A 19,703-nucleotide genomic window follows, 5' to 3' on the forward strand; every position below is an offset into this window, starting at 1 on the left:
AAACGGGAGAGGTGTCATTAGACACTAATTAATATAAGGTGATAGTCTTCGGGTTATCACCTTTTTTCTTGTTTGTTGGAAACCTAGATCCTCAATTAGGTATTCCGTTCTGAATGATTTCATACTTGGATAGAAGATAATGGCTGGTCGCAAGAAGACACGCAAAGTTGGTAAAATTGGCGTTAGCAAAACAGATGCCCCTAGAGTTGTTCAAAAAGACAAAAAGGAAAAACGTCATAAAGGACACAAAGCTGGCTCTCGTCAGCATTTGGCAGAAAACAACAAGAATAAAGAACAATCTGCTGGAAAACTAGATCCAAGAATAGGCAGCAAAAAGCCGATTGATCTTTACAAGCATAAAAACAAAAAACCAGAATCAATGGATGCACCTAAAACACGTTTTTTCTCACCGCAGGAAGAGCTAGATGCGATCGAAAATGACCCAAGATTAGATGCCTTGTTAGAAAAACAAGAAACCAAACGTTTAACCAATGAAGAGCAAACTTACCTTGATAAAACCTTGGCCAGACACCGCAAACTTTGCGATTTGTTGGGCATCGATTTAGAGCAAGAAGACTCTAAGAACGATAAAGAATCTGATCCGTTTTCCGGTCTAGACGCAATTAAACTAGATGACTACGACGACGAAAAATAAAGAGTTTTAACATGCTACAGTGGATATTGGTTGGGCTAGGCGCGCTCATTATTCTTGGATTAGGGATTTATGCTGGCCGTTTGTTGTTTTTACTTAAGGCGCAAAATGATCGCCAACAAGCCGCGCGAAATAAACGCATCGAAACAATAACCAAAAGCATTCAGACCATTGCCTTTGCCATGGAGCAACAACAATGTGATCCTTCAGAAGGAGCTATACGCATTTGTAATTTACTAGAAGCGCTCCCGTTGGATCCTCAGCCCGACTTTGTACAAAAATATCCCGCTATGTTTGCACTCTACGCCGACATTCAACACTTCCCGACGCATGAGGCTCGTCAAGCCTTAAGCAAGGCAGAACGTCGTCAGCAAGATACCCAAAGAGAACAAATAGAAAGTGATTACGAAAGTAAAATTCAACCAGAGTTAGTTGAGTTAAAACAGTTCGATACTAGTAAGCTCTGATAAAGGCGTAATGGTCACGCCTCAAAGTTAGCTGATAGGTACTAGCCCTTTTTGTCTATCTTCAATTGCCTGCTGCAAACTGAATCCACTTTTACGCCAAGCAGCAGCTTCGGCAAAAGTGAAGTTTTCAGATGTCCATTTTGATGCTTCTTTTGGTGTAAACCCTGCTAACTGCCAGTTTTTTGCCGCTTCGGTCGAAAACCCCTGTTTATGCCATGCATTGGCTAGAGATTCAGAAAAACCTGTATTTGACCATACCTCCACTTCAGTTTCAGTTAATGAAGACGAGGTTGAACCACAAGCGGAAATAGCCATCAAAGTAATAAGAATCAATACTGGTTTCATAGTTTTACTGCCTAATTTGAAAATCAATAATAGTAGTTTAACTTATCTAAATCTTTTTGAATCTAATTAAAGTTTTAACAGATGTTTCAAACTAAGCCAGACGATGATGTTTTTGGCCATACATGGATAATCTTCATTACTCGAAACTGTGAATATAACCGATTCGACATCACTTGTTAGAAAGCTAAACTAAAAGACGGGATTTTGCTTTGTTAGGTGATTCTAATCAACCGTGTAATTATCACTTTTGGGTAGTTGCTTGCTTCAATAGATTTCAAAAAATAAAAACGAAACAAAGATTCGATAGCCATATCAGAATTATTTGCATCATAAGACCATTTTTAAGTTAGCTTAGTTGATTGACTTAATAAATTCAGCTCACCTATTTCCAAGTTTCCTTTAACATAAACTTCTTAGGAAATCTGTCTTTTTCAGCAGTAAGACTGGTGTTAAAGACAACTGATTTACAAAAATCATGGTGACGAGATCAAATAGATAGTTTGTCTTTAAGTCAAACAACAAGCCTTCAGCTAACACAACTCCGTTAAGGAATAATTGAAAAAGTAAAGTCGGTCACATCCAATACCTCAATCTTTTCATTTTTATTCCCTGTTTAAGAAAAAACACACTCAATAAATATATGAAAAACGGATAATGGAAACTTCCTCCCCCACTTTCTGCGACAGGGTTAGGGTTAGGAGGAGGTTGCACAGCTTGACCAACAACAATTTGTAATTGAAAAGTCAAAGTCGCTCCTTCATCATCACTAGCATTGATAGTTACAGTATAGGTGCCAGATGTAGCAATACTTCCTTCAATTACACCTTCAGTCCCTGCTGTCATTCCAGGTGGAATGTTTGAGTAGCTGTATGATACGCTTTCGCGATCAGGATCAGCGATATAATCTCTTAAATCACCGATATAAGTTTCGTTAACGTCTAAGTATTGAGTAGCTATAGATACTAATAATTCGGGGGCGTCATTTACATTTACAGGCGTTACCCCAAATGCTATTAGTAATTCAGAATCTAAAAACAAACTCACTAATATGTTATCAGAAGGAATATCAGAAGTATCATCAACAAACATATCTTCATTGGTTAATCTAAAAAATAAAGACTCTTCGTCCCATGTTATTTTTGAATGATTCAGTGACTCGATATTTTCCCCATTTATTTGAAGCTGGAGGCGTTCTTTATCATAGTTGATAAAACTGTCTGCTATATCAATTTCCAACACCGTATCTTGTAGCGCCTCTAAGCTACCAAAATTGAAATTGCTTTTAAATATCATGGGTTTTGTGTTTGTAAACGATGCGACTTTTAAACTTTTCATTTCGTCAATAGTGACGATGATCACCTTGTTATTAGAGGTTACCGCATAAATGTCACTATTAGAAACAGGATCTTCTTCTTGACCGCTTTCATAAAGGGTTTGGGTTTCCATATCAAATAGAAAGGGCTTGCCTCTTGAACCAATGAAATAATTGGTTTCGTTGGTTTTCAATGGATTTGTGAAAATCGAGTTATTATTTTGAATTTGTACTAGTTCCCAATCATTGTTTTCAGATTGTTTCGCGTAATGGAATAAGCGCCCAAAAGTAAAACTTAACTTTTTACCATTATCGTATTCAAATACATTATCAAGTCGACTAGATAATCCATTTTCATTGGGTATGTTCAGGCTTTGCACTAAATCGAGCTGTTCATTATTATCATTGACCTGAAACACCCATAAAAATGAGTTGTCAGAAGACATCGGTGGAGCCGCGTAAATGGCGTCTGAATCTTGTGGCTTTTGATAAGTTAATTCTCGATCTAACGGTATCACTTCGCCTTCAGGAAATAGTTGGTGAGTGTCGCAAGAGGAAATTAAGCCTGAATTATCCATCTCGCAAATAGAATAAGTTACATTACTTTCATTAGCGCTATAATGCATTAGAACAAGCGATGTATCATTTAATAAAAATGAACCTTGAAGGTTTATATTTTGGTTTGCCGGAAACAAATACTCTTGGGAAATATTTAAACCTACTTCGTTATACTCAATTACCAAAATTGATGTATTAAGTGTTTCATTCGAACGGGTTAATAAGTAAGCTCTATTCCCGATGTTACCTACTATTTTATAGTTAGACTGATTAGCCAAAGAAATACTCTGTGGAACTTCCAAAGAGCCTATGTACCCCATAGAATTTGATTCTTGAAAATATTCCCAAATAAAAATAAATACCGTTTCGTCATCAAAATTTCCTTTATGGCCTAATAAAACAAGTCTATTGGTTTCAATGTCAAAAAAGTAGCCTCGTACATTATCGGGTAAATAATCATTCAATATAGACGTAAATTTTGTTTCCAGTTTATTGAGTTGATTACCTTCTGTAATTTGGAATAATTCAAATGTTTCTCCAACCCCTAATATCAAATTATTGTCGACGAAAAGATAATCACTATGACTTATTGTAAGTGGCGTTCCAGATAATTCAATTCTGGTATCCGTCCAATCTATCACTGCGGCATAAAGGTTATCTTCAATTCCTACTATTAATTGTTTATTCAACTGATTTGAAACGTAGAAATTTAAACCTAACGAGTCATTAAGAGTTACTTGTTGGATACTTTTTTGTTGTAGGTCGAGACTAAACAGCTGGCTATTCGAATTATTTGCCACAAACATCGACTGTGTTAAATGATCATATTGCATCATTGCAATGCCAGCATTATTCACAAAGTCAAATTCATCATCAAATTCATAAATATAAGTTCCAATATCAACGATCGAACCGCCAATATTTTCAAATCCTTGAAAGATGTAAGTACCAATTTCGAGGGTACTTCCAATCCACAAAATTTCAGATTCAGAGTCGAATGTGGCAGATTTTGCGTAAACTGTTGGAGTCAACTCTTGCTCAGCAAGTATTGTCAACAAATTAGACTCGGTATTTATTGAAAATGTATAAAAGGATGAAACAGTTAAATTAACATAGAGACCGTCATAAATAGGGATTATTTTGAGGCTAGAAAATGCCGCTGAATATTCCGGGGACAATTGTTGATTGCCTTGATAGTTCAAATTACCGTTCGAATCTATATCCCAGTAAAAAATAAAACTGCCGGATATAATGATCAGCGAATCATCTTGAATTAAAAGTTTACTTTGTCTTTGAGTATCTAGAGCGCTTAGATCTATTGCGTTTTGAAATTCATAGTTTCCGTTAGAAGAAAGTGCGAACCTAATTATTTCATTTGACCTTTTCTGTTGGTTCCACGAAAGGGAAAAAGCTGAATTTGAATTTTCATCCAAGACTAAATTTTGGTCTAGACTGAAACTGGGTGAAATTAATTCTTCTTCAATGATGTAAGCATTCTCTGCCGAACTATAAAAACTTGATAGGAATGATAGGACAAAAAGCCATTTAATTACTACAGATTTCATTTTCTACTTCCATTTAGAAATGTATTATCAAACCAAATTTATAACTTTTAAATGATTCACTCAAGTGAAAAAGCTTTAGTTCGTGACTAATCAATGTACTGTAAAGCACTATCAAGAACATGTACATTATAGATTTATTAGTTCTGGAGAACTAGGGTTAATGGATACTAATTATTTTGCTTGTACTATCCTCTGGATAAAAAAGAGAAATTGAACTGAGCTTGCGGGTTTTTCTGAATACAATTATTAGGTTATCGCAGTGTAAGTTGTTTCTTTATAAAAGACTAATAAGTAAAAATAGAATTCTTATCACATATTTCTGCTGTAATCCTTTTAATCTAACCAATCAAAATAAAGATAAAAGTATTATTAAAAAAATTGAAAATCTCGGCCTTTAGTTCTTCTAAAAGTAGCTGATTCCAACTACCCTCATGTTTTTGCAAAATAAAGCCAAATTTCTATATCCCAACCACATATTACGAAGAGCCATTTTTCCCTCTATATGGATACCCAAAAGCGGTTAAAAACGCTATACTACCGCCCTTTTGAATCCCAAGAATTAAGACAAAACGATAAGCGAATGCAAAACACCGAGCAAAAGTACGATTTGAATACCTTTCAGGGACTAATTTTAGCCTTGCAAGATTACTGGGCACAACAAGGTTGTGTGATCATTCAACCGCTTGATATGGAAGTAGGCGCAGGTACTTTCCACCCTATGACATTTCTACGTTCACTTGGCCCAGAGCCAATGAACAGTGCCTATGTTCAACCATGCCGCCGACCTACTGATGGACGTTATGGTGAAAACCCGAATCGCTTACAACATTATTATCAATTTCAGGTGATGCTCAAACCGTCTCCTGACAACATACAAGAGTTGTACTTAGGTTCTCTTAAAATGTTAGGTTTTGACCCTTTAGTTCACGATATTCGCTTTGTAGAAGATAACTGGGAGTCTCCTACCCTTGGTGCTTGGGGCCTAGGTTGGGAAGTTTGGTTAAACGGCATGGAAGTCACCCAGTTTACCTATTTCCAACAAGTAGGTGGCTTGGAGTGTAAGCCTGTTACCGGCGAAATTACTTATGGCCTAGAACGTTTAGCCATGTACATGCAAGGTGTGGACAGCATTTACGATTTGGTATGGACTCAAGGTCCTTTTGGCACAGTGACTTACGGCGATGTGTTCTTACAAAATGAAAAAGAGCAATCTGCCTATAATTTTGAATATGCCGATGTGGATTTTCTGTTCGAGAGTTTTGATCAGTTTGAAAAAGCTTGTCAGCAACTTATTGAAGCTGAACTGCCCTTACCTGCTTATGAGCAAGTAATGAAAGCCTCTCACGTATTTAACCTGTTAGATGCCCGTCATGCTATCTCGGTAACCGAACGCCAGGGCTACATACTGCGCGTGCGTGCACTCGCCAAAGCTTGTGCAGAGATGTACTACGCCTCGAGAGAAAGCCTAGGATTCCCACTTTGTAATGGAGATAACCAATAGATGTCTGTGCAACACCAAAATCTACTAATCGAACTGGGTACCGAAGAATTACCACCAAAAAGCCTTAAAAAGCTTTCTGATAGTTTTGCGCAAAACGTAAACGACGAAATTAATAAATTAGGTTTCAACTTTGATGGCTTTACCACCTACGGCACGCCTCGTCGATTAGGTGTTTTATTACATACTGTCGAACGCGTACAAGCAGACAAGATCGTTGAAAAGCGCGGCCCAGCAGTAGCAGCAGCATTCGACGCCGATGGTAATCCAACCAAAGCAGCTCAAGGTTGGGCTAGATCAAACGGTATTGAAGTGGCTGACGCTGAGCGCCTGACGACTGACAAAGGTGAATGGTTATTACACAAAGCTAAAGTCGCTGGTCAGTCGCTAGATAGTGAGCTCACTGCCGCATTAGAGCGCGCAATTAAACAATTGCCGATTCCTAAGCCAATGCGCTGGGGAAGCTCAGATGCTGAATTTATTCGTCCAGTTCACACTATTTGTGCACTCTATGGCGACGAAGTGTTAGACGTTGAATTGTTTGGCATAAAAGCATCAAATCAAGCCTCTGGCCATAGATTCCACGGTGATCATCGCTTTACCCTTACTCACGCTGATAAATACGCTGAACAAATGAAAGCTCAGTATGTGTTAGTGGATTATGCTAGCCGCGCAGACGCAATTAAACAGCAGTTAGAAGCGAAAGCAGCTGAGTTAGGACTGACTGCAGATTTTGATCAAGACCTACTAGAAGAGATTTCCTCATTAGTTGAGTGGCCAGTAGTCTTGCAAGCGGAATTCGAACAAGAGTTTCTTGCTGTGCCTAAAGAAGCGCTTATTTACACCATGAAAGACGATCAAAAATACGTGCCTTTGTTGACCGCTGACGGTGAGCTAAGTAGCAAGTTCTTGTTCGTATCTAACATTGAGAGTAAAGACGCTTCCCAAGTCATTTCCGGTAATGAAAAAGTAATACGCCCTCGTTTGTCCGATGCGCGTTTCTTCTTTGAAACTGACCAAAAAACCACTTTGGAACATAAAGCGGAAAAACTTAACAGTATCTTGTTCCAGAAAGAACTTGGCACTATTGCTGAGAAATCTGATCGTGTTGCACAAATCACTCAAATTATCGGACAGTCTTTGTCACTGGACAAACAAACCTTAGAGTTCGCAGCTCGTGCGGCTAAACTGGCTAAAGCTGATTTGGTCTCGAATATGGTTATGGAGTTTACTTCAGTACAAGGTGTGATGGGCTATTATTATGCCCTGCATGACAACGAACCTTACGCCGTTGCTCAAGCGATTAAAGAACAGTATTTACCGCGTTTTGCCAATGATGAACTCCCCTCCAGCATGACAGGTGTTTTAGTTTCTTTAGCGGAAAAACTCGACACCCTAGTAGGTATTTTTGGTATCAATAAAATTCCTAAAGGTGACAAAGATCCCTTTGCGTTGCGCAGAAGCGCCATAGGTATTTTACGTATTTTAGTTGAAAACAATTTAGATATTGATGTTAAAGACCTGGTTGAAAAAGTGGTTACCACCTTTGGCGATAAACTGAAAAATGCCAATACCGCAGAGCAAGTTGTCAGCTTCTTATTAGACAGATGTAAACCCTTTTATGCCGAGCAAGGTATAAGTAGTGATGTCGTTACTGCGGTAATGATAGTCACTAAGCGATACTCGTTGTCTGATATTAACAAGCGCGTTGTGGCGGTATCAGAATTTTCAAAATCTGAAGCTGGTGCAAGTTTGATTGCCGGTAACAAGCGCGTTAGCAACATTTTGAATAAAAACGATATCAAAATTGAGAGTTACGCGTCTGTTGATCCTAGTCTATTTGAACATGACGAAGAACGCACATTGTTTGAAGCTTTTGAGAAAGTAAAAGCTAACTTAACGTCTTCTGACTTAGATTATTCGACCGTACTGACTCAATTATCATCACTAGAGCAGCCCCTTTCAGGCTTTTTCGATAAAGTGATGATAATGGTGGATGAGACCTTAATTAAGGAAAATAGAATACATTTAGTAGCGAATGTGCACCTAGGCTTTATGTCGGTGGCTGACATTTCCGTGATTAATGTGTAACGCTGGAATTAGTATTAAATGATGTTTAAAAAAGACTTTGTCTTAGTAGGAACAATGGCATTGCTGCTGACTGGCTGTGCCACCCCTAACGTTGAAGATATATTCACTCAACAACCCGACAAAGACTACTCTAATATGTACCTACGCGGCGTGTTCAATTGGTGGGAAGCAAGTGACGCATTTAAACTTCGCTCCGTATCACTAGATGAATATGCCGTTGTGATCGAATTAATTGCAGATGGCCAACCTTATGACTTCAAAGTGGCAGATTCGGGCTGGGCAAATGATTTAAACTGCGGCGTAGAATATGGTCAACAAACCTTAAAGCTAGATGACACAATCGAACTCTATTGCGCAGCAGATTCAGCTAACTTGCAATTTACCCCTAGCGAAACCGGCAATTACCGCTTCGTTTTTGACGTATCCGACAACGACGAACCTGAGCTCACCATCATCAAAATATAAAATGAACTACGGCTCCATTTTTCAATAATGGAGCCGTAGTTCATTATTATGCAGCTATGTGCGCCTGAAACTCTTCGTATGAGCCATCAAAGTGGGTGATTTTGTTATTTGCAATCTCAATCACTTGAGTCGCTAGTGAATTCACAAATTCTCTGTCGTGACTAACAAAAATCACTGTGCCTTCAAACGCCAACAGTGCATTGTTCAGCGCTTCAATTGATTCCATATCTAAGTGGTTGGTGGGTTCGTCCATCACCAATACGTTAATATCTTGCAGCATGATTTTGCCGAATAATAGTCGGTTTTTCTCACCACCTGAGCAAACACTGACCTGTTTATTAAAGTCATCAGAACCGAATAACAAGCGGCCTAGCATGGCTTTTACTTGTAAATCATCATGCTTTGGCTGGCGCCACTGGGACATCCATTCAAACATTGTCATGTCATTAGCAAAATCTGCCGTACTGTCTTGTGGAATATATCCAACCGCGGCGTTTTCCGCCCATTTCACTGTCCCTTGATTGGCATTTTGATTGATCAAACATTTGAGAAGTGTGGTTTTACCCGCACCGTTTTCACCAATAATGGCAAGCTTAGCACCGGCTTCTAGTAAAAGGTTGGTATTGCTAAATAATGGCGTATCTGTATAACCATGCCCTAGATCTTCCAGCGTCACCGCTAATCTATGCAGTTTTTTATGTTGAGTAAATTGGATAAATGGCTTGCGACGACTAGACGCTTTTATTTCATTTAATTCAATTTTCTCTAATCTCTTAGCTCGCGAAGTGGCTTGTTTTGCTTTAGAAGCATTGGCAGAAAAGCGAGCGACGAAGCTTTGCAACTCTTGAATTTCAGCACTTTTTTTCGCGTTTTCATGATGCAACTGTTCTTGTACCAAATTAGATGCCGCAACAAAAGCTTCATAGTTACCTGGATAAATACGTAACTCACCATAGTCGATATCCGCCATATGCGTACAGACCGAATTTAAAAAGTGACGATCGTGTGAAATGATGATCATGGTGGATTTACGTTTGTTCAACTCATCGGCTAACCAGCTGATGGTGTAGATGTCCAAGTTGTTGGTAGGCTCATCTAACAGCAACACATCAGGTTCGGCAAATAAAGCTTGAGCTAAAAGTACACGCACTTTTCGACCGGGCGCTACTTCTTTCATTAAGCCAAAATGATAACTTTCTTCGATACCAGCGGCAGATAAAATATCGCCGGCTCTAGATTCTGCTGTGTAACCGTCCATTTCAGCAAACTGTACTTCTAGATTGGCCACTTCCATGCCCTCTTCTTCGCTCATTTCAGGAAGTGAGTATATTTCGTCGCGACGTTTTTTCACTTCCCATAATTCACGGTCACCCATGATTACGGCGTCTACTACGCTCATCTCTTCAAAGGCGAACTGGTCTTGGTTCAAAATACCCAACTTAGTGCCTGGCGGCATAGATACATTGCCAGCGGTTGGGGTTAGTTTGCCACTGAGGATTTTCATCAAAGTAGATTTTCCACAGCCATTGGCACCTATTAGGCCGTAACGATTTCCATTACCGAATTTAGCTGAAATATTTTCAAATAATGGCGCTGAACCAAATTGCATCGTTATATTGGCGGTAGTAATCAAAACAAATCCTAGGAAGTTTAAAAGTTGAAGTAGACTCAAGATAAGGTCTCAAGGGCGCGCAATATAAAGAAACAGAGGCGAATTGTCGAGGAAAAAATGGTTAAAATTAATACTGCCCCTAAGACTTAACATTGCTAATAAGCTAACCTTGATTCTAATGTTCTGAATAATCCTTTTTAAAACAGGTACAAATTTATTTTATATTCCTATGTAACCTTTCTCGGCCTTATCACTAATATCAATAAACGCTGTATTTAAATGAAAGAATTCGAGCAATTATACCAATCACTGTCGAAGGATATTTTCCGCTTCGCTTGCTTTTTGTGTCACGACAAAGAGCTCGCCCAAGACATAGTCGCGGAAACCTTTGCCAGAGCCATAAGCAGTGGTCAATCCATTCGTGGGGAAACCGCTAAGGCTTATTTATTCAAAATTGCCCGCAATTTTTTTCTTGAGATACAGAATAAAGACAATCTTGCTAAGCGTCATCTTGAAGAAACAATAGAGCAGTCCGAGTTATTGGAACATCAAGCGTTTCAAAAAGATCAGCTAAGTGAGCTACACAACTATATGCAGCACATGAGTTTAGAAGCTCGAACGGCGCTTAGCTTAAGTATGAGTGGCGCAAAGATAAGTGAAATTGCATTTATCTTATCTATCTCGGAAAGCGCAGTGAAGGTGAAAGTATTTAGAGCCCGCCAATTCTTGAGTGAGCGTTTGAATACGTCGAATAACCAAAAAAACTAAGGTTTTTGTAGGAAATAGTATGACCCAGTTAGACAAAGCCATCATTAACGATTTAATTTTACTCTATCAGGCTGACGAAGCCAGTGCGCAAACGCGATCTTATTTGGAGCAAATAGCAAAAACTGATCATGCATTGGCCGCTCAGCTGGCCGCTAAAGTTTCTCCATTACCAGAAATTAAGTTTGAATTGGATAATAGTGATATTGCCCAGAAAACTACCTTAACCAAGATTCAAAGCCGATTTAAAAAACAAATTGCTATGTTAGCTGTGATCACATTTTTACTCCTTTGTATTCCTTTTTCTGCCATGCAAATAAGTGGCGAAGTAAATTGGACAGTATTCGATTTTTTAGTCATGGGTGGACTCATTTTTGGCGCGGGAATGCTCCTGTTGTTGCTTATCAAAGAAAGTAACAAATGGGGCACCAGATTCGCCTATGCCATTTATATAGGGCTAGTGTTTTTGACCTTCTGGATAAATCTAGCTGTAGGTATCATTGGCGAACCAGACAACACGATAAACCTAGTTTATTACGTTTCCTTGGTGTTAAGCATCTTGGCATTGTTTTGGTGTAGAGGACGAAGTAAACCAGCAAGTATAATAATGCTATTGAATGCCCTGTCCTTTTTGTTGATCCCCGCCTTGTCAGAGTTAACCTTACCCGGCAGCATAAGTGACTCTCAGGGAGCTTTGGTTGTTACCCTGTTTAGCCTAATTAGCGCTGCTGGCTTTTTAATGAGTGCCTTTTTGCTTTATCGAAATCGGTAATCGACAGGTACCGTTGCCGACGGTTTACATTGGATAACCAAGTGCTTCAAGGTCTCCTCTAAGCCTTTTTGCTATGATGCTAGAAAACACGGACTGGTAGTAAGCATTGTCCTCCCACACGTAAAACTCAGTGACAAAACTATCATTCTTACACGCCACAGATAGAGGAACATTTAACAGTCGAGGTCGCACTAACTCTGGCGTTGGGGATTCTCCACTTAAAATAACATCCACAATTTCCTTCGGCCCGTCGTAAATCAATGGTCCCTTTTTCGTTAACCCTTCATCCATAAAAAAATCTGACAATTGCAACGAAATCCTATAAGACTCTTGATTTGCAGTTTGGAGATACACTAGCAGTTTAAGTAACCGATTACGCATTTGAGATGACTGAAAGGGCAAGAAGCTTTGGTTGTTTAAGAACTGCTCTAAGGAAATCGTGTTAGTGTCGAAACTCTTGGTTGCGCCTATGGGTTTAAACGCTGCTTGCACTCTATCAACTGCCTCTTCACTCGTTCGGCAGTTTCGCAAGTCATCAATTGCTAATTGCACGATTCGTAATGGTTCCTCTAAATCGACTATTACTTCCTCTAGTAGATATACATTGTTCTGAAGGTCATTCATCATCCTATCCAGCGCTTCGTTATAAAGCGCCTTGTCTTGTTTGGTTGCATTCCAGTTGCCTAGCAAAATACCGAGGTAAACACCGAATACCACAATAAACATTTCGATCGCTACAGTAATCCAATCTTGTTGGCGCAGCGCTTTTACAATCCGTTGTATAATCATTAGGTAGCATCTCCTTTGCAATAATGGAGTCGGGGTTAATTATTCTTATCCTGATGACAACTTAGGAATCTGTCAAATACTTAGGACTTAAATTGGTTTAGATTTTCACGTGCTTTTTTTGGAGAATTGTCTCGTGCATTGGGGTCACAGGACTGAGAGACATAAATTTTTAAGGAGGTATCAATCGCTTGTTTTGTAAAATGCTCCGTTCTATTTAAACAAACCTAATATCGCTAAATTTTCATAATAATGAAAAATAGAGTCAATTCAATTGTCCACAAAGTAAGAAATAAAATAATTTTTCTTTTGGTAGTATTGCCGAATTGCTTAAATAAAAAATCTAAAAACAGATCTAACAAATACATAATCAATACAAAGGAGACAACTAAAATAAATGCATTAAAAGTCGACAATAAAAGAATCGAGACAAAATACAACGGAAGCCAAACCGCTCCTCGATACCATTTGTCAGATCGTCTCATTTCTCGCATAAGCTTACCCTAAATCTAACTTCTGTTTAGTTATGAATTTAACAGACCAACCGAATGCATAAAGACATATACCACCGAAAAAACCAACTACATACGGATAAATGTCCTGCGGAAGAAAAATACCTATTCCAAATGAATCAAAATAAACACTAAAAAACACATGTATTGTTTATTTAGTTCTACGTATAGGATATGCACTATAAAACCGCCCGATAACTGGATCATTTAGATATCACAAATCTCAATAGCTTGTTTTAGTGACGCCACTTTGCCCTCATTGGTTTCAGGTGTTGGCACGAATTCCTGGGCCAAGTAGCCTTTAAAGCCGGTTTTATAAATCGCTTTAGCGATGGCGGGATAATAGAGTTCCTGGGTGTCGTCAATTTCATTTCTACCCGGTACGCCAGCGGTGTGGTAATGCCCGAAATATTGATGATTATCTTGAATGGTTCTGATGATATCCCCTTCGCTGATTTGCATATGATAGATATCGTATAGCAGTTTGAAATTCTCTGAGCCCAAGCGCTTACAAAGCTCAATAGCCCAAGCAGAATTGTCAGCCATATAATCAGGATGATTCACTTTGCTGTTAAACAATTCCATTTGAATGATCACCCCTTTTTCTTCAGCACGGGGAAGAATTCGTTGTAAGCCTTTTGTGGCATTTTCCAAGCCTTGTTCTGGGCTCATCCCTCGGGCATTACCGCTGAAACAAATCAAGTTTTTATAGCCAGCTTCGGCAACTAAATCGATATGGCGTAGATAACGTTCGGTTAGCTCATCATGAAACTCGGGATGAATCCATCCATCTACCAAATTAAGTTCAGCGCCGTTGCACATAGATGAATCTATGCCATGTTTTTTAAGCACTGGCCAATCGCTTGGGCCCACTAAATCAATGGCAGAAAACCCAAGGGACTTTACTAGTTGACAAAGTTCCTCAATGGATAAATGACCATAAGTCCACCGGCTCACTGAATGGTGAATATTACCTTTTAGCTTGCCTATTCCATTGGAAGATTTTGCGCTATTTGCGATAACCGAAGAGACGGGCATGCCGACCAATGCTGAACTTACAAGTGCACCTTTTAATAAACTTCGACGATCCATGACGGCTCCTTTATACATCAAATTTACCGGCCCACTTTAACCTATTTTTAACAAACATCAATTAATGACTTTGGTAATGCTATTACAATCCTGCACTTATTCTTGGCCACCACATCATCATGGTAGCGGCAACAACGCCAACTATGGTTATCGCACATCCAATGGTTGCTGTAGTACTCACTACGAAATAAGACTTTCTGTCTCTTCGTTTTTGTGCCCAAAAATACACTTCAGCCATTGCCATAGGCAAAAGGTAACAAGCAAAGGACATTATCAGGTCAGCTGGTCCGTCAATAGTCGCGTTATTCCCGTTTGGTCCTTGGTTAACCAGATACCACCCCATCATATAAAGCCTGAAGGTCCAGACTCCATTTACCAAAATGAAAGTGTGTATAGCGAATCTCATATGTTTTTGAAATTGCTTTTTTAACGCATATTTCCAAGCTAATGCCGCAAAAATCAGTATCAAGATGCCATTAAGACAAACACCAATTGCACCTATATCGCTGAGTCTGGAGCCTTTTATCAAAGTTAAATATAAACCGGTTAAAGCCCCCATAATACCTAACACTAAAAATAGTCTACCATTCCATTTATGGAATAAAGGGAATTGAATTCGTATATATGGAAAGAGTTGTAAAATACCGCTAGTACTTAACACGAGTGCACTTAATAGATGAGAAATTAATATGGCATTTCCCGATGTATCTCCCTCAACGATCCCTCGAATCATATGTTGAGTGTTTTCGCTTGATAAACTCCCGCTGAAAAAAGGCAGTGCAAACTGAATTAAAATATATGCAGCAAACATCCACTGTCCTATTAAAGCAACAAACGCCCAAAGTTTGATGACGAAACTTAAATAGCTTGATGTTGTTTTTACGCTAACAGCACCAACTTGCGAGATAGACTGCATGATAAACTCTCCATTTATACAAAGTGAGCATTTATCATGGTGTTATTAGGTGAGTTTGGCTTATCAAATTCGGATTTTGAGAGTAAAAAAGCCATGTTTCTTGATAAAAAAACGACTCTCTATGTTTTGTATTGATGTTTTTGATCGTAGCCAATTAACGTCGGAGACCTAGCTATTGTTATTTTGTGGTTGTCAGTAATAAAAAAGTAGCTAGAAGGGCAGGAATTTAATTTAATGCTATCTGGCCAGAGTGTATGGAGATTATAGCCATTCATCAATTTCTTGGCCTCCAATGATGGCCACTATTTCAACTCTATTATCCTGATCCAAGCGATAATAAATTGTGTCTGCCTTATAAACACATCGTCTATAACCGATTCGAATATGATCGACAGCTTGATATGCCGATGGATTTTGGGCGATATTTTCAAAGATATCAAAAAAGCCCCAGAAATATTTATCTGCCTGCAGTTCACCAAACTCTGCAACACCATAGTAGTAAATTCGCCTTAGGTCTTCCTTTGCATTCTGAGATAAATTGTAAAATGCCATTTATCGATTTAAATCTTTTTTGAACTCACTGAGCATTTCAGCAGGAGACTGGTCAACAAAACCGCTGGATTCTGCAAGAGCTAGTTTTCGATTAATGACTTCTGCGCGTCTAGCCCGGCGAATCAAATCATTAACAAGCTCGCTTTTGTTAGCGTAGTCTCCACTTTCTTCAACTTGGTTTTTAAGCCAAGCATCATTTTTATCTGTGAGAGTGATACTTTGACGAGGCATAATTTTTTATCCTTCAAGATTTAGACTGGTGTAATATTACACCAATGGAGTTTATTAATCTTGGTTAACTTTAATTTTATTGCCTTTATCAAGGAGGTCGCGATTTTCATCGCAATGACGATCTTTTTGGGTTGCGATTTTCAACCCAACGACGGAGTTCATTTGAAACATTCCCTAACATTGTTAATTTGCTTATAAACTACACAATGTCGTAGACTAAATTTATACCGCCAAAATGAGTTTGCATATGTCCATAACGACCGCTCAGTTCACCCTCTTGCTAATGAGCTTAACGCTAATGCTGATTCAATTGACGGTCAAAAATAAACGTTTAGAGCATATCTTTTTTGCGATTTTTTGCGGATCTATGGTGATGGTTGCAGTTAAGCAATTGAGTGCTGAGAGTTTAGGTCCCATGCAATATCTTATTGGCGTAGGTACCTGTGCTACCTGCAATTGTATTTGGCTAGTAGCGCGTTCTATGTTTTCTGGAGAGAAGTCAATTCAAGGAAAACACTTGTTGTTTGCCGGTTTGATCGCCGTTTTGGTGATTAGCAGTCAATTAATACAATTAAGCCTCGCCACTATTTCAGATCATGGACAATTCTTGAGGGTCGTCAGTCGATTTATAGGCGAAACTATTACCCTTTTATCATCTACCGTTCTAGCCTTAACTTTTTGGGAGGCTATAAAAGGGTTTAATCAGGTTAATAAACCTCAAAGAGTCCAAAGAATTTTGTTTTTAGTACCATTTTGTTCAGGGGTATTTTTATGCAGTATATTTGCGAAATCTTTCTTATCGGAAAGCCAATACACTCTAATATTCCCTTGGCTGGTAACCTTTTCAGCAAGCTTTATTTTACTTAGCACTCAAGGAATTTTATGGTGGAGAAGAAAAGAAACCAAACAGCAAAGCGTCGAATCCACAAACGCTCAGCAATCGAACGAAATTCAGAAAGACGAAGTATTGGCTAAGGCTATAAATACTCTAATGGCTGAACAGAAGTTATATTTATTGCCCAATTTAAAAATGTTGGATTTAGCGACTAAATTGGACGAGTCTGAATACAAAATAAGCAGAGTAATTCGCAATGATCTTGGCGCGAAAAATTTCAATGCTTATATAAATCATTTACGCCTAGAACATTCGCTTCAGTTACTCATAGACAAACAAACCCAGCATTGGACAGTGCTTGTTATCGCCTTGGAAAGCGGGTTCTCCTCAGTCACCTCATTCAATCGTGCTTTCAAAGCTAAATATCAGTGCACGCCGAGTGAATTTAGACTTAACCAAGACAGCCACTCAGCTATTTTGGCCGGGTAATTATAAAATATTGTCACCTTGTTCAGGTGAGCGTGCTTGAGCAGCTTGTTTGCGAATGTCGTTTGCATCACTTTCGGTATCATCCAAATGCTGTTCAAAATCTAATATCTGCTCTTGCGGTTCATCAAGTTTAGGCGCCTCTTTTTGCGGTTCAACCCCCACCTCAGCGAACTCGTCATCTTTCACCAATCTAACGTTAATACCGTCAGGGAAAATACGTTCGCGAACATCATCAGGCATGCTGATGCCATTGGATTCAAAAGCGCGCATCACTGTTCGCATAAGTATTGAAGAGACCTTTAGCAAAGAGTGTTGTTCGCTATTTATCCAATAGTACAACTTTAAATTGATACAACTCGAACCAAGATTATCTAACAACACTTGCGGTTCAGGATCAGCAAGCACAGCAGGATGGTTAGCCATAACATCCATGGCAATAGCCTGCGCACTTAACACCTGAGATTCATACCCAATACCAATGATAAAGTGTCCGCGCATTTTAGGGTTGGCAGAAAAATTCTTAATCACGTTCTTATATATAGTCGCATTGGGAATTTGAATATGGTTCCCATCAAAATCTACCAGCGTAGTAGCTCTAGCGGTAACCTGGTGAATAACACCCGTGTGCCCAGCTACATCAACCACATCGCCAATTTTAAACGGCTTTTGCACACTTAAAAGAATACTTGAGATGAAGTTTTCAGCGATATCTTTGAAAGCAAAGCCCACTATCAGACCGAGTAATCCAGTACCACTGATAAGGGCAATGGCAAACTCAGTCAGTCCCGCCAGTCGCAGGAAGATATACACGCCTACCATGATCACAAAAAAACTGGTGGCGCGCCTTGTGACTATGCGAATAAGCTCGCTTTTACTCAAATAATCTATAGGTTTGATAAGGAATCGAGAAATTGGGCCGGCTAAAAAGAACAGCACCAAAAAGCAAACTAATCCAACACCAATCGATGGTAACCGCTCTAACAAATTTGCCATCATGTTATTCATGTCAACAAAGAGCGCATCAGTTGTTTGATCTAGCGGCATAGTCCTTTTTCCTTTTGCCAAAACTGGTCTTTTCTTACCTTAAGATTAATACCTTAGCGCTCGAAGAAAAGACCATTATCAACAACTTTTTAGCCAACCTTAACGACCAAGCGTCCACTAATTTTGCCATCAATAAGTTGCTTGGCATATTCAGGGCAATCTTCTAGTTCAATTTCTTGGGTATTCTTTTTCAAAAAATCTGTGATATTAGCGTCACTTAAGGCTTGCCATGCCTGCATTCTTCTCTCGTAAGGCTGATAAACACTGTCCACTCCGACTAAGGTTACACCGCGCAGAATAAAAGGCGCTACAGAAGCGGGAAAGTCCATACCTTGCGCTAGGCCACAAGCCGCTACAACACCGCCATACTTGGTAGCTGCGCAGGCATTTGCTAGGGTATGACTACCGGCTACATCCACTACACCCGCCCAATGTTCTTTTTGTAACGGTTTACCCGGAGATGAAATCTCATCACGGGATATGACCTCTGATGCTCCCATCTCTTTTAAAGTTGCGTGATCTTTTTCTTTACCTGTGGATGCGGTAACTTGATAGCCCTTTTGCGCGAGCAAAACTACAGCAATACTACCTACACCGCCGGTGGCACCCGTTACTAAAATGGGACCAGATTCTGGTAAAACACCATTATTTTCTAATGCATTTACACAAAGCATAGCGGTGTAGCCTGCGGTACCTATAGCCATGGCATCCCAAGTCGACATAGTCTCAGGCAAAGGAATTAACCAATCGGCTTTAACTTTGACTTGCTGCGACAATCCGCCCCAGTATCTCTCACCTACGCCCCAACCATTTAATACAACTTTATCGCCCTTTGAAAAGCGGTCGTCTTTACTCTCAACCACTGTACCGGCAAAGTCGATACCTGGCGCCATTGGGAAATTTCGAATAATTGGGCTTGCGTTGGTAATGGCAAGGCCATCTTTATAATTTAGCGTTGAGTACTCGACATCCACCAGCACATCATTGTCAGGTAGTTCTGACGGATCTACCTGTTTTACAGATACTTCATAGTCTGGTGTTTTATCGATAATTAGCGCTTGCATCTAAACCTCCGTTGGATTCGCATAAAGAAAGCGATACATGTATATATGTGTCCTGCACGCTCACTTAGAAAACTCTATAT

18 protein-coding genes are annotated in these 19,703 nt (G+C 39.3%); 8 read left to right on the plus strand and 10 right to left on the minus strand.

The window, feature by feature from the left end; genetic code table 11:
• Nucleotides 1-139 precede the first annotated feature (139 nt).
• Nucleotides 140-655, plus strand: coding sequence for a Der GTPase-activating protein YihI (yihI, locus tag ACNKW3_RS17415; RefSeq protein ID WP_427400607.1), 516 nt, complete (start codon nucleotides 140-142; stop codon nucleotides 653-655).
• An 11-nt stretch (nucleotides 656-666) separates the two neighbouring features.
• A complete protein-coding gene (locus ACNKW3_RS17420) occupies nucleotides 667-1,119 on the plus strand; it encodes a DUF2489 domain-containing protein (RefSeq protein ID WP_427400608.1) in 453 nt (150 codons plus the stop codon).
• 27 nt (nucleotides 1,120-1,146) lie between these two features.
• On the opposite strand, the gene ACNKW3_RS17425 is transcribed toward ACNKW3_RS17420, so the two are convergent.
• Nucleotides 1,147-1,464 carry a hypothetical protein gene (locus ACNKW3_RS17425; protein ID WP_427400609.1) on the minus strand — a complete coding sequence of 106 codons (318 nt, stop codon included), beginning with the start codon at nucleotides 1,462-1,464 and terminating at the stop codon, nucleotides 1,147-1,149.
• 573 nt (nucleotides 1,465-2,037) lie between these two features.
• Nucleotides 2,038-4,899, minus strand: coding sequence for an Ig domain-containing protein (locus ACNKW3_RS17430; RefSeq protein WP_427400610.1), 2,862 nt, complete (start codon nucleotides 4,897-4,899; stop codon nucleotides 2,038-2,040).
• A 580-nt stretch (nucleotides 4,900-5,479) separates the two neighbouring features.
• Here ACNKW3_RS17430 and glyQ point away from each other — a divergent pair.
• Genes glyQ through ACNKW3_RS17445 form a run of 3 tightly spaced genes read left to right on the plus strand, consistent with a single transcriptional unit; the run spans nucleotide 5,480 to nucleotide 8,953 of the window.
• Nucleotides 5,480-6,400, plus strand: coding sequence for a glycine--tRNA ligase subunit alpha (gene glyQ / locus ACNKW3_RS17435; protein ID WP_427400611.1), 921 nt, complete (start codon nucleotides 5,480-5,482; stop codon nucleotides 6,398-6,400).
• A 6-nt stretch (nucleotides 6,401-6,406) separates the two neighbouring features.
• The gene (gene glyS / locus ACNKW3_RS17440) at nucleotides 6,407-8,488 is read left to right on the plus strand and encodes a glycine--tRNA ligase subunit beta (RefSeq protein WP_427400638.1); all 2,082 of its coding nucleotides are present in this window, start codon (nucleotides 6,407-6,409) and stop codon (nucleotides 8,486-8,488) included.
• 18 nt (nucleotides 8,489-8,506) lie between these two features.
• Nucleotides 8,507-8,953, plus strand: a complete 447-nt coding sequence (locus ACNKW3_RS17445; protein WP_427400612.1) for a hypothetical protein — start codon at nucleotides 8,507-8,509, stop codon at nucleotides 8,951-8,953.
• Nucleotides 8,954-8,999: 46 nt separating this feature from the next.
• Here ACNKW3_RS17445 and ACNKW3_RS17450 read toward each other — a convergent pair whose 3' ends face one another.
• Nucleotides 9,000-10,586 (minus strand): ABC-F family ATPase, encoded by a 1,587-nt coding sequence (locus tag ACNKW3_RS17450; RefSeq protein ID WP_427400613.1) that lies wholly within the window; start codon nucleotides 10,584-10,586, stop codon nucleotides 9,000-9,002.
• 258 nt (nucleotides 10,587-10,844) lie between these two features.
• On the opposite strand from ACNKW3_RS17450, the gene ACNKW3_RS17455 reads away from it, so the two are divergent.
• Complete coding sequence (locus ACNKW3_RS17455) at nucleotides 10,845-11,333, plus strand: RNA polymerase sigma factor (RefSeq protein WP_427400614.1); 489 nt, start codon at nucleotides 10,845-10,847, stop codon at nucleotides 11,331-11,333.
• Nucleotides 11,334-11,352: 19 nt separating this feature from the next.
• Complete coding sequence (locus ACNKW3_RS17460) at nucleotides 11,353-12,102, plus strand: hypothetical protein (RefSeq protein ID WP_427400615.1); 750 nt, start codon at nucleotides 11,353-11,355, stop codon at nucleotides 12,100-12,102.
• Nucleotides 12,103-12,126: 24 nt separating this feature from the next.
• Here ACNKW3_RS17460 and ACNKW3_RS17465 read toward each other — a convergent pair whose 3' ends face one another.
• The 5 genes from ACNKW3_RS17465 to ACNKW3_RS17485 all read right to left on the minus strand — a co-directional run bounded on the left by ACNKW3_RS17465 (nucleotide 12,127) and on the right by ACNKW3_RS17485 (nucleotide 16,191).
• Nucleotides 12,127-12,891 carry a hypothetical protein gene (locus tag ACNKW3_RS17465; RefSeq protein ID WP_427400616.1) on the minus strand — a complete coding sequence of 255 codons (765 nt, stop codon included), beginning with the start codon at nucleotides 12,889-12,891 and terminating at the stop codon, nucleotides 12,127-12,129.
• Between the two features lie 716 nt (nucleotides 12,892-13,607).
• A complete protein-coding gene (locus ACNKW3_RS17470; protein WP_427400639.1) occupies nucleotides 13,608-14,438 on the minus strand; it encodes a hydroxypyruvate isomerase family protein in 831 nt (276 codons plus the stop codon).
• Between the two features lie 136 nt (nucleotides 14,439-14,574).
• Nucleotides 14,575-15,408 (minus strand): DUF2306 domain-containing protein, encoded by an 834-nt coding sequence (locus ACNKW3_RS17475; RefSeq protein ID WP_427400617.1) that lies wholly within the window; start codon nucleotides 15,406-15,408, stop codon nucleotides 14,575-14,577.
• Nucleotides 15,409-15,669: 261 nt separating this feature from the next.
• Entirely contained in the window at nucleotides 15,670-15,960 is a 291-nt protein-coding gene (locus ACNKW3_RS17480; protein WP_427400618.1) for a type II toxin-antitoxin system RelE/ParE family toxin, read from the minus strand.
• Nucleotides 15,961-16,191, minus strand: a complete 231-nt coding sequence (locus ACNKW3_RS17485; protein ID WP_427400619.1) for a ribbon-helix-helix domain-containing protein — start codon at nucleotides 16,189-16,191, stop codon at nucleotides 15,961-15,963. It abuts the gene before it with no gap.
• A 247-nt stretch (nucleotides 16,192-16,438) separates the two neighbouring features.
• Here ACNKW3_RS17485 and ACNKW3_RS17490 point away from each other — a divergent pair, with 247 nt between their 5' ends.
• Nucleotides 16,439-17,515: a helix-turn-helix domain-containing protein gene (locus ACNKW3_RS17490; protein WP_427400620.1), complete on the plus strand. Its 1,077-nt coding sequence runs from the start codon at nucleotides 16,439-16,441 to the stop codon at nucleotides 17,513-17,515.
• On the opposite strand, the gene ACNKW3_RS17495 is transcribed toward ACNKW3_RS17490, so the two are convergent.
• Nucleotides 17,516-18,559, minus strand: a complete 1,044-nt coding sequence (locus tag ACNKW3_RS17495) for a mechanosensitive ion channel family protein (protein ID WP_427400621.1) — start codon at nucleotides 18,557-18,559, stop codon at nucleotides 17,516-17,518.
• 89 nt (nucleotides 18,560-18,648) lie between these two features.
• On the minus strand, nucleotides 18,649-19,623 hold the full coding sequence (locus ACNKW3_RS17500) for an MDR family oxidoreductase (RefSeq protein WP_427400622.1): 975 nt from the start codon (nucleotides 19,621-19,623) through the stop codon (nucleotides 18,649-18,651).
• Between the last annotated feature and the right edge of the window lie 80 nt (nucleotides 19,624-19,703).

This window comes from Glaciecola sp. 1036 (assembly GCF_050306235.1).
GTDB lineage: Bacteria > Pseudomonadota > Gammaproteobacteria > Enterobacterales > Alteromonadaceae > Glaciecola.

Bases quoted from the DNA above. Each gene is read 5' to 3' on its own strand.
- yihI (WP_427400607.1), top strand. From the start codon at position 140: ATGGCTGGTCGCAAGAAGACACGCAAAGTTGGTAAAATTGGCGTTAGC.
- ACNKW3_RS17420 (WP_427400608.1), top strand. From the start codon at position 667: ATGCTACAGTGGATATTGGTTGGGCTAGGCGCGCTCATTATTCTTGGA.
- ACNKW3_RS17425 (WP_427400609.1), bottom strand. From the start codon at position 1,464: ATGAAACCAGTATTGATTCTTATTACTTTGATGGCTATTTCCGCTTGT.
- ACNKW3_RS17430 (WP_427400610.1), bottom strand. From the start codon at position 4,899: ATGAAATCTGTAGTAATTAAATGGCTTTTTGTCCTATCATTCCTATCA.
- glyQ (WP_427400611.1), top strand. From the start codon at position 5,480: ATGCAAAACACCGAGCAAAAGTACGATTTGAATACCTTTCAGGGACTA.
- ACNKW3_RS17445 (WP_427400612.1), top strand. From the start codon at position 8,507: ATGATGTTTAAAAAAGACTTTGTCTTAGTAGGAACAATGGCATTGCTG.
- ACNKW3_RS17455 (WP_427400614.1), top strand. From the start codon at position 10,845: ATGAAAGAATTCGAGCAATTATACCAATCACTGTCGAAGGATATTTTC.
- ACNKW3_RS17460 (WP_427400615.1), top strand. From the start codon at position 11,353: ATGACCCAGTTAGACAAAGCCATCATTAACGATTTAATTTTACTCTAT.
- ACNKW3_RS17465 (WP_427400616.1), bottom strand. From the start codon at position 12,891: ATGATTATACAACGGATTGTAAAAGCGCTGCGCCAACAAGATTGGATT.
- ACNKW3_RS17470 (WP_427400639.1), bottom strand. From the start codon at position 14,438: ATGCCCGTCTCTTCGGTTATCGCAAATAGCGCAAAATCTTCCAATGGA.
- ACNKW3_RS17475 (WP_427400617.1), bottom strand. From the start codon at position 15,408: ATGCAGTCTATCTCGCAAGTTGGTGCTGTTAGCGTAAAAACAACATCA.
- ACNKW3_RS17480 (WP_427400618.1), bottom strand. From the start codon at position 15,960: ATGGCATTTTACAATTTATCTCAGAATGCAAAGGAAGACCTAAGGCGA.
- ACNKW3_RS17485 (WP_427400619.1), bottom strand. From the start codon at position 16,191: ATGCCTCGTCAAAGTATCACTCTCACAGATAAAAATGATGCTTGGCTT.
- ACNKW3_RS17490 (WP_427400620.1), top strand. From the start codon at position 16,439: ATGTCCATAACGACCGCTCAGTTCACCCTCTTGCTAATGAGCTTAACG.
- ACNKW3_RS17495 (WP_427400621.1), bottom strand. From the start codon at position 18,559: ATGCCGCTAGATCAAACAACTGATGCGCTCTTTGTTGACATGAATAAC.
- ACNKW3_RS17500 (WP_427400622.1), bottom strand. From the start codon at position 19,623: ATGCAAGCGCTAATTATCGATAAAACACCAGACTATGAAGTATCTGTA.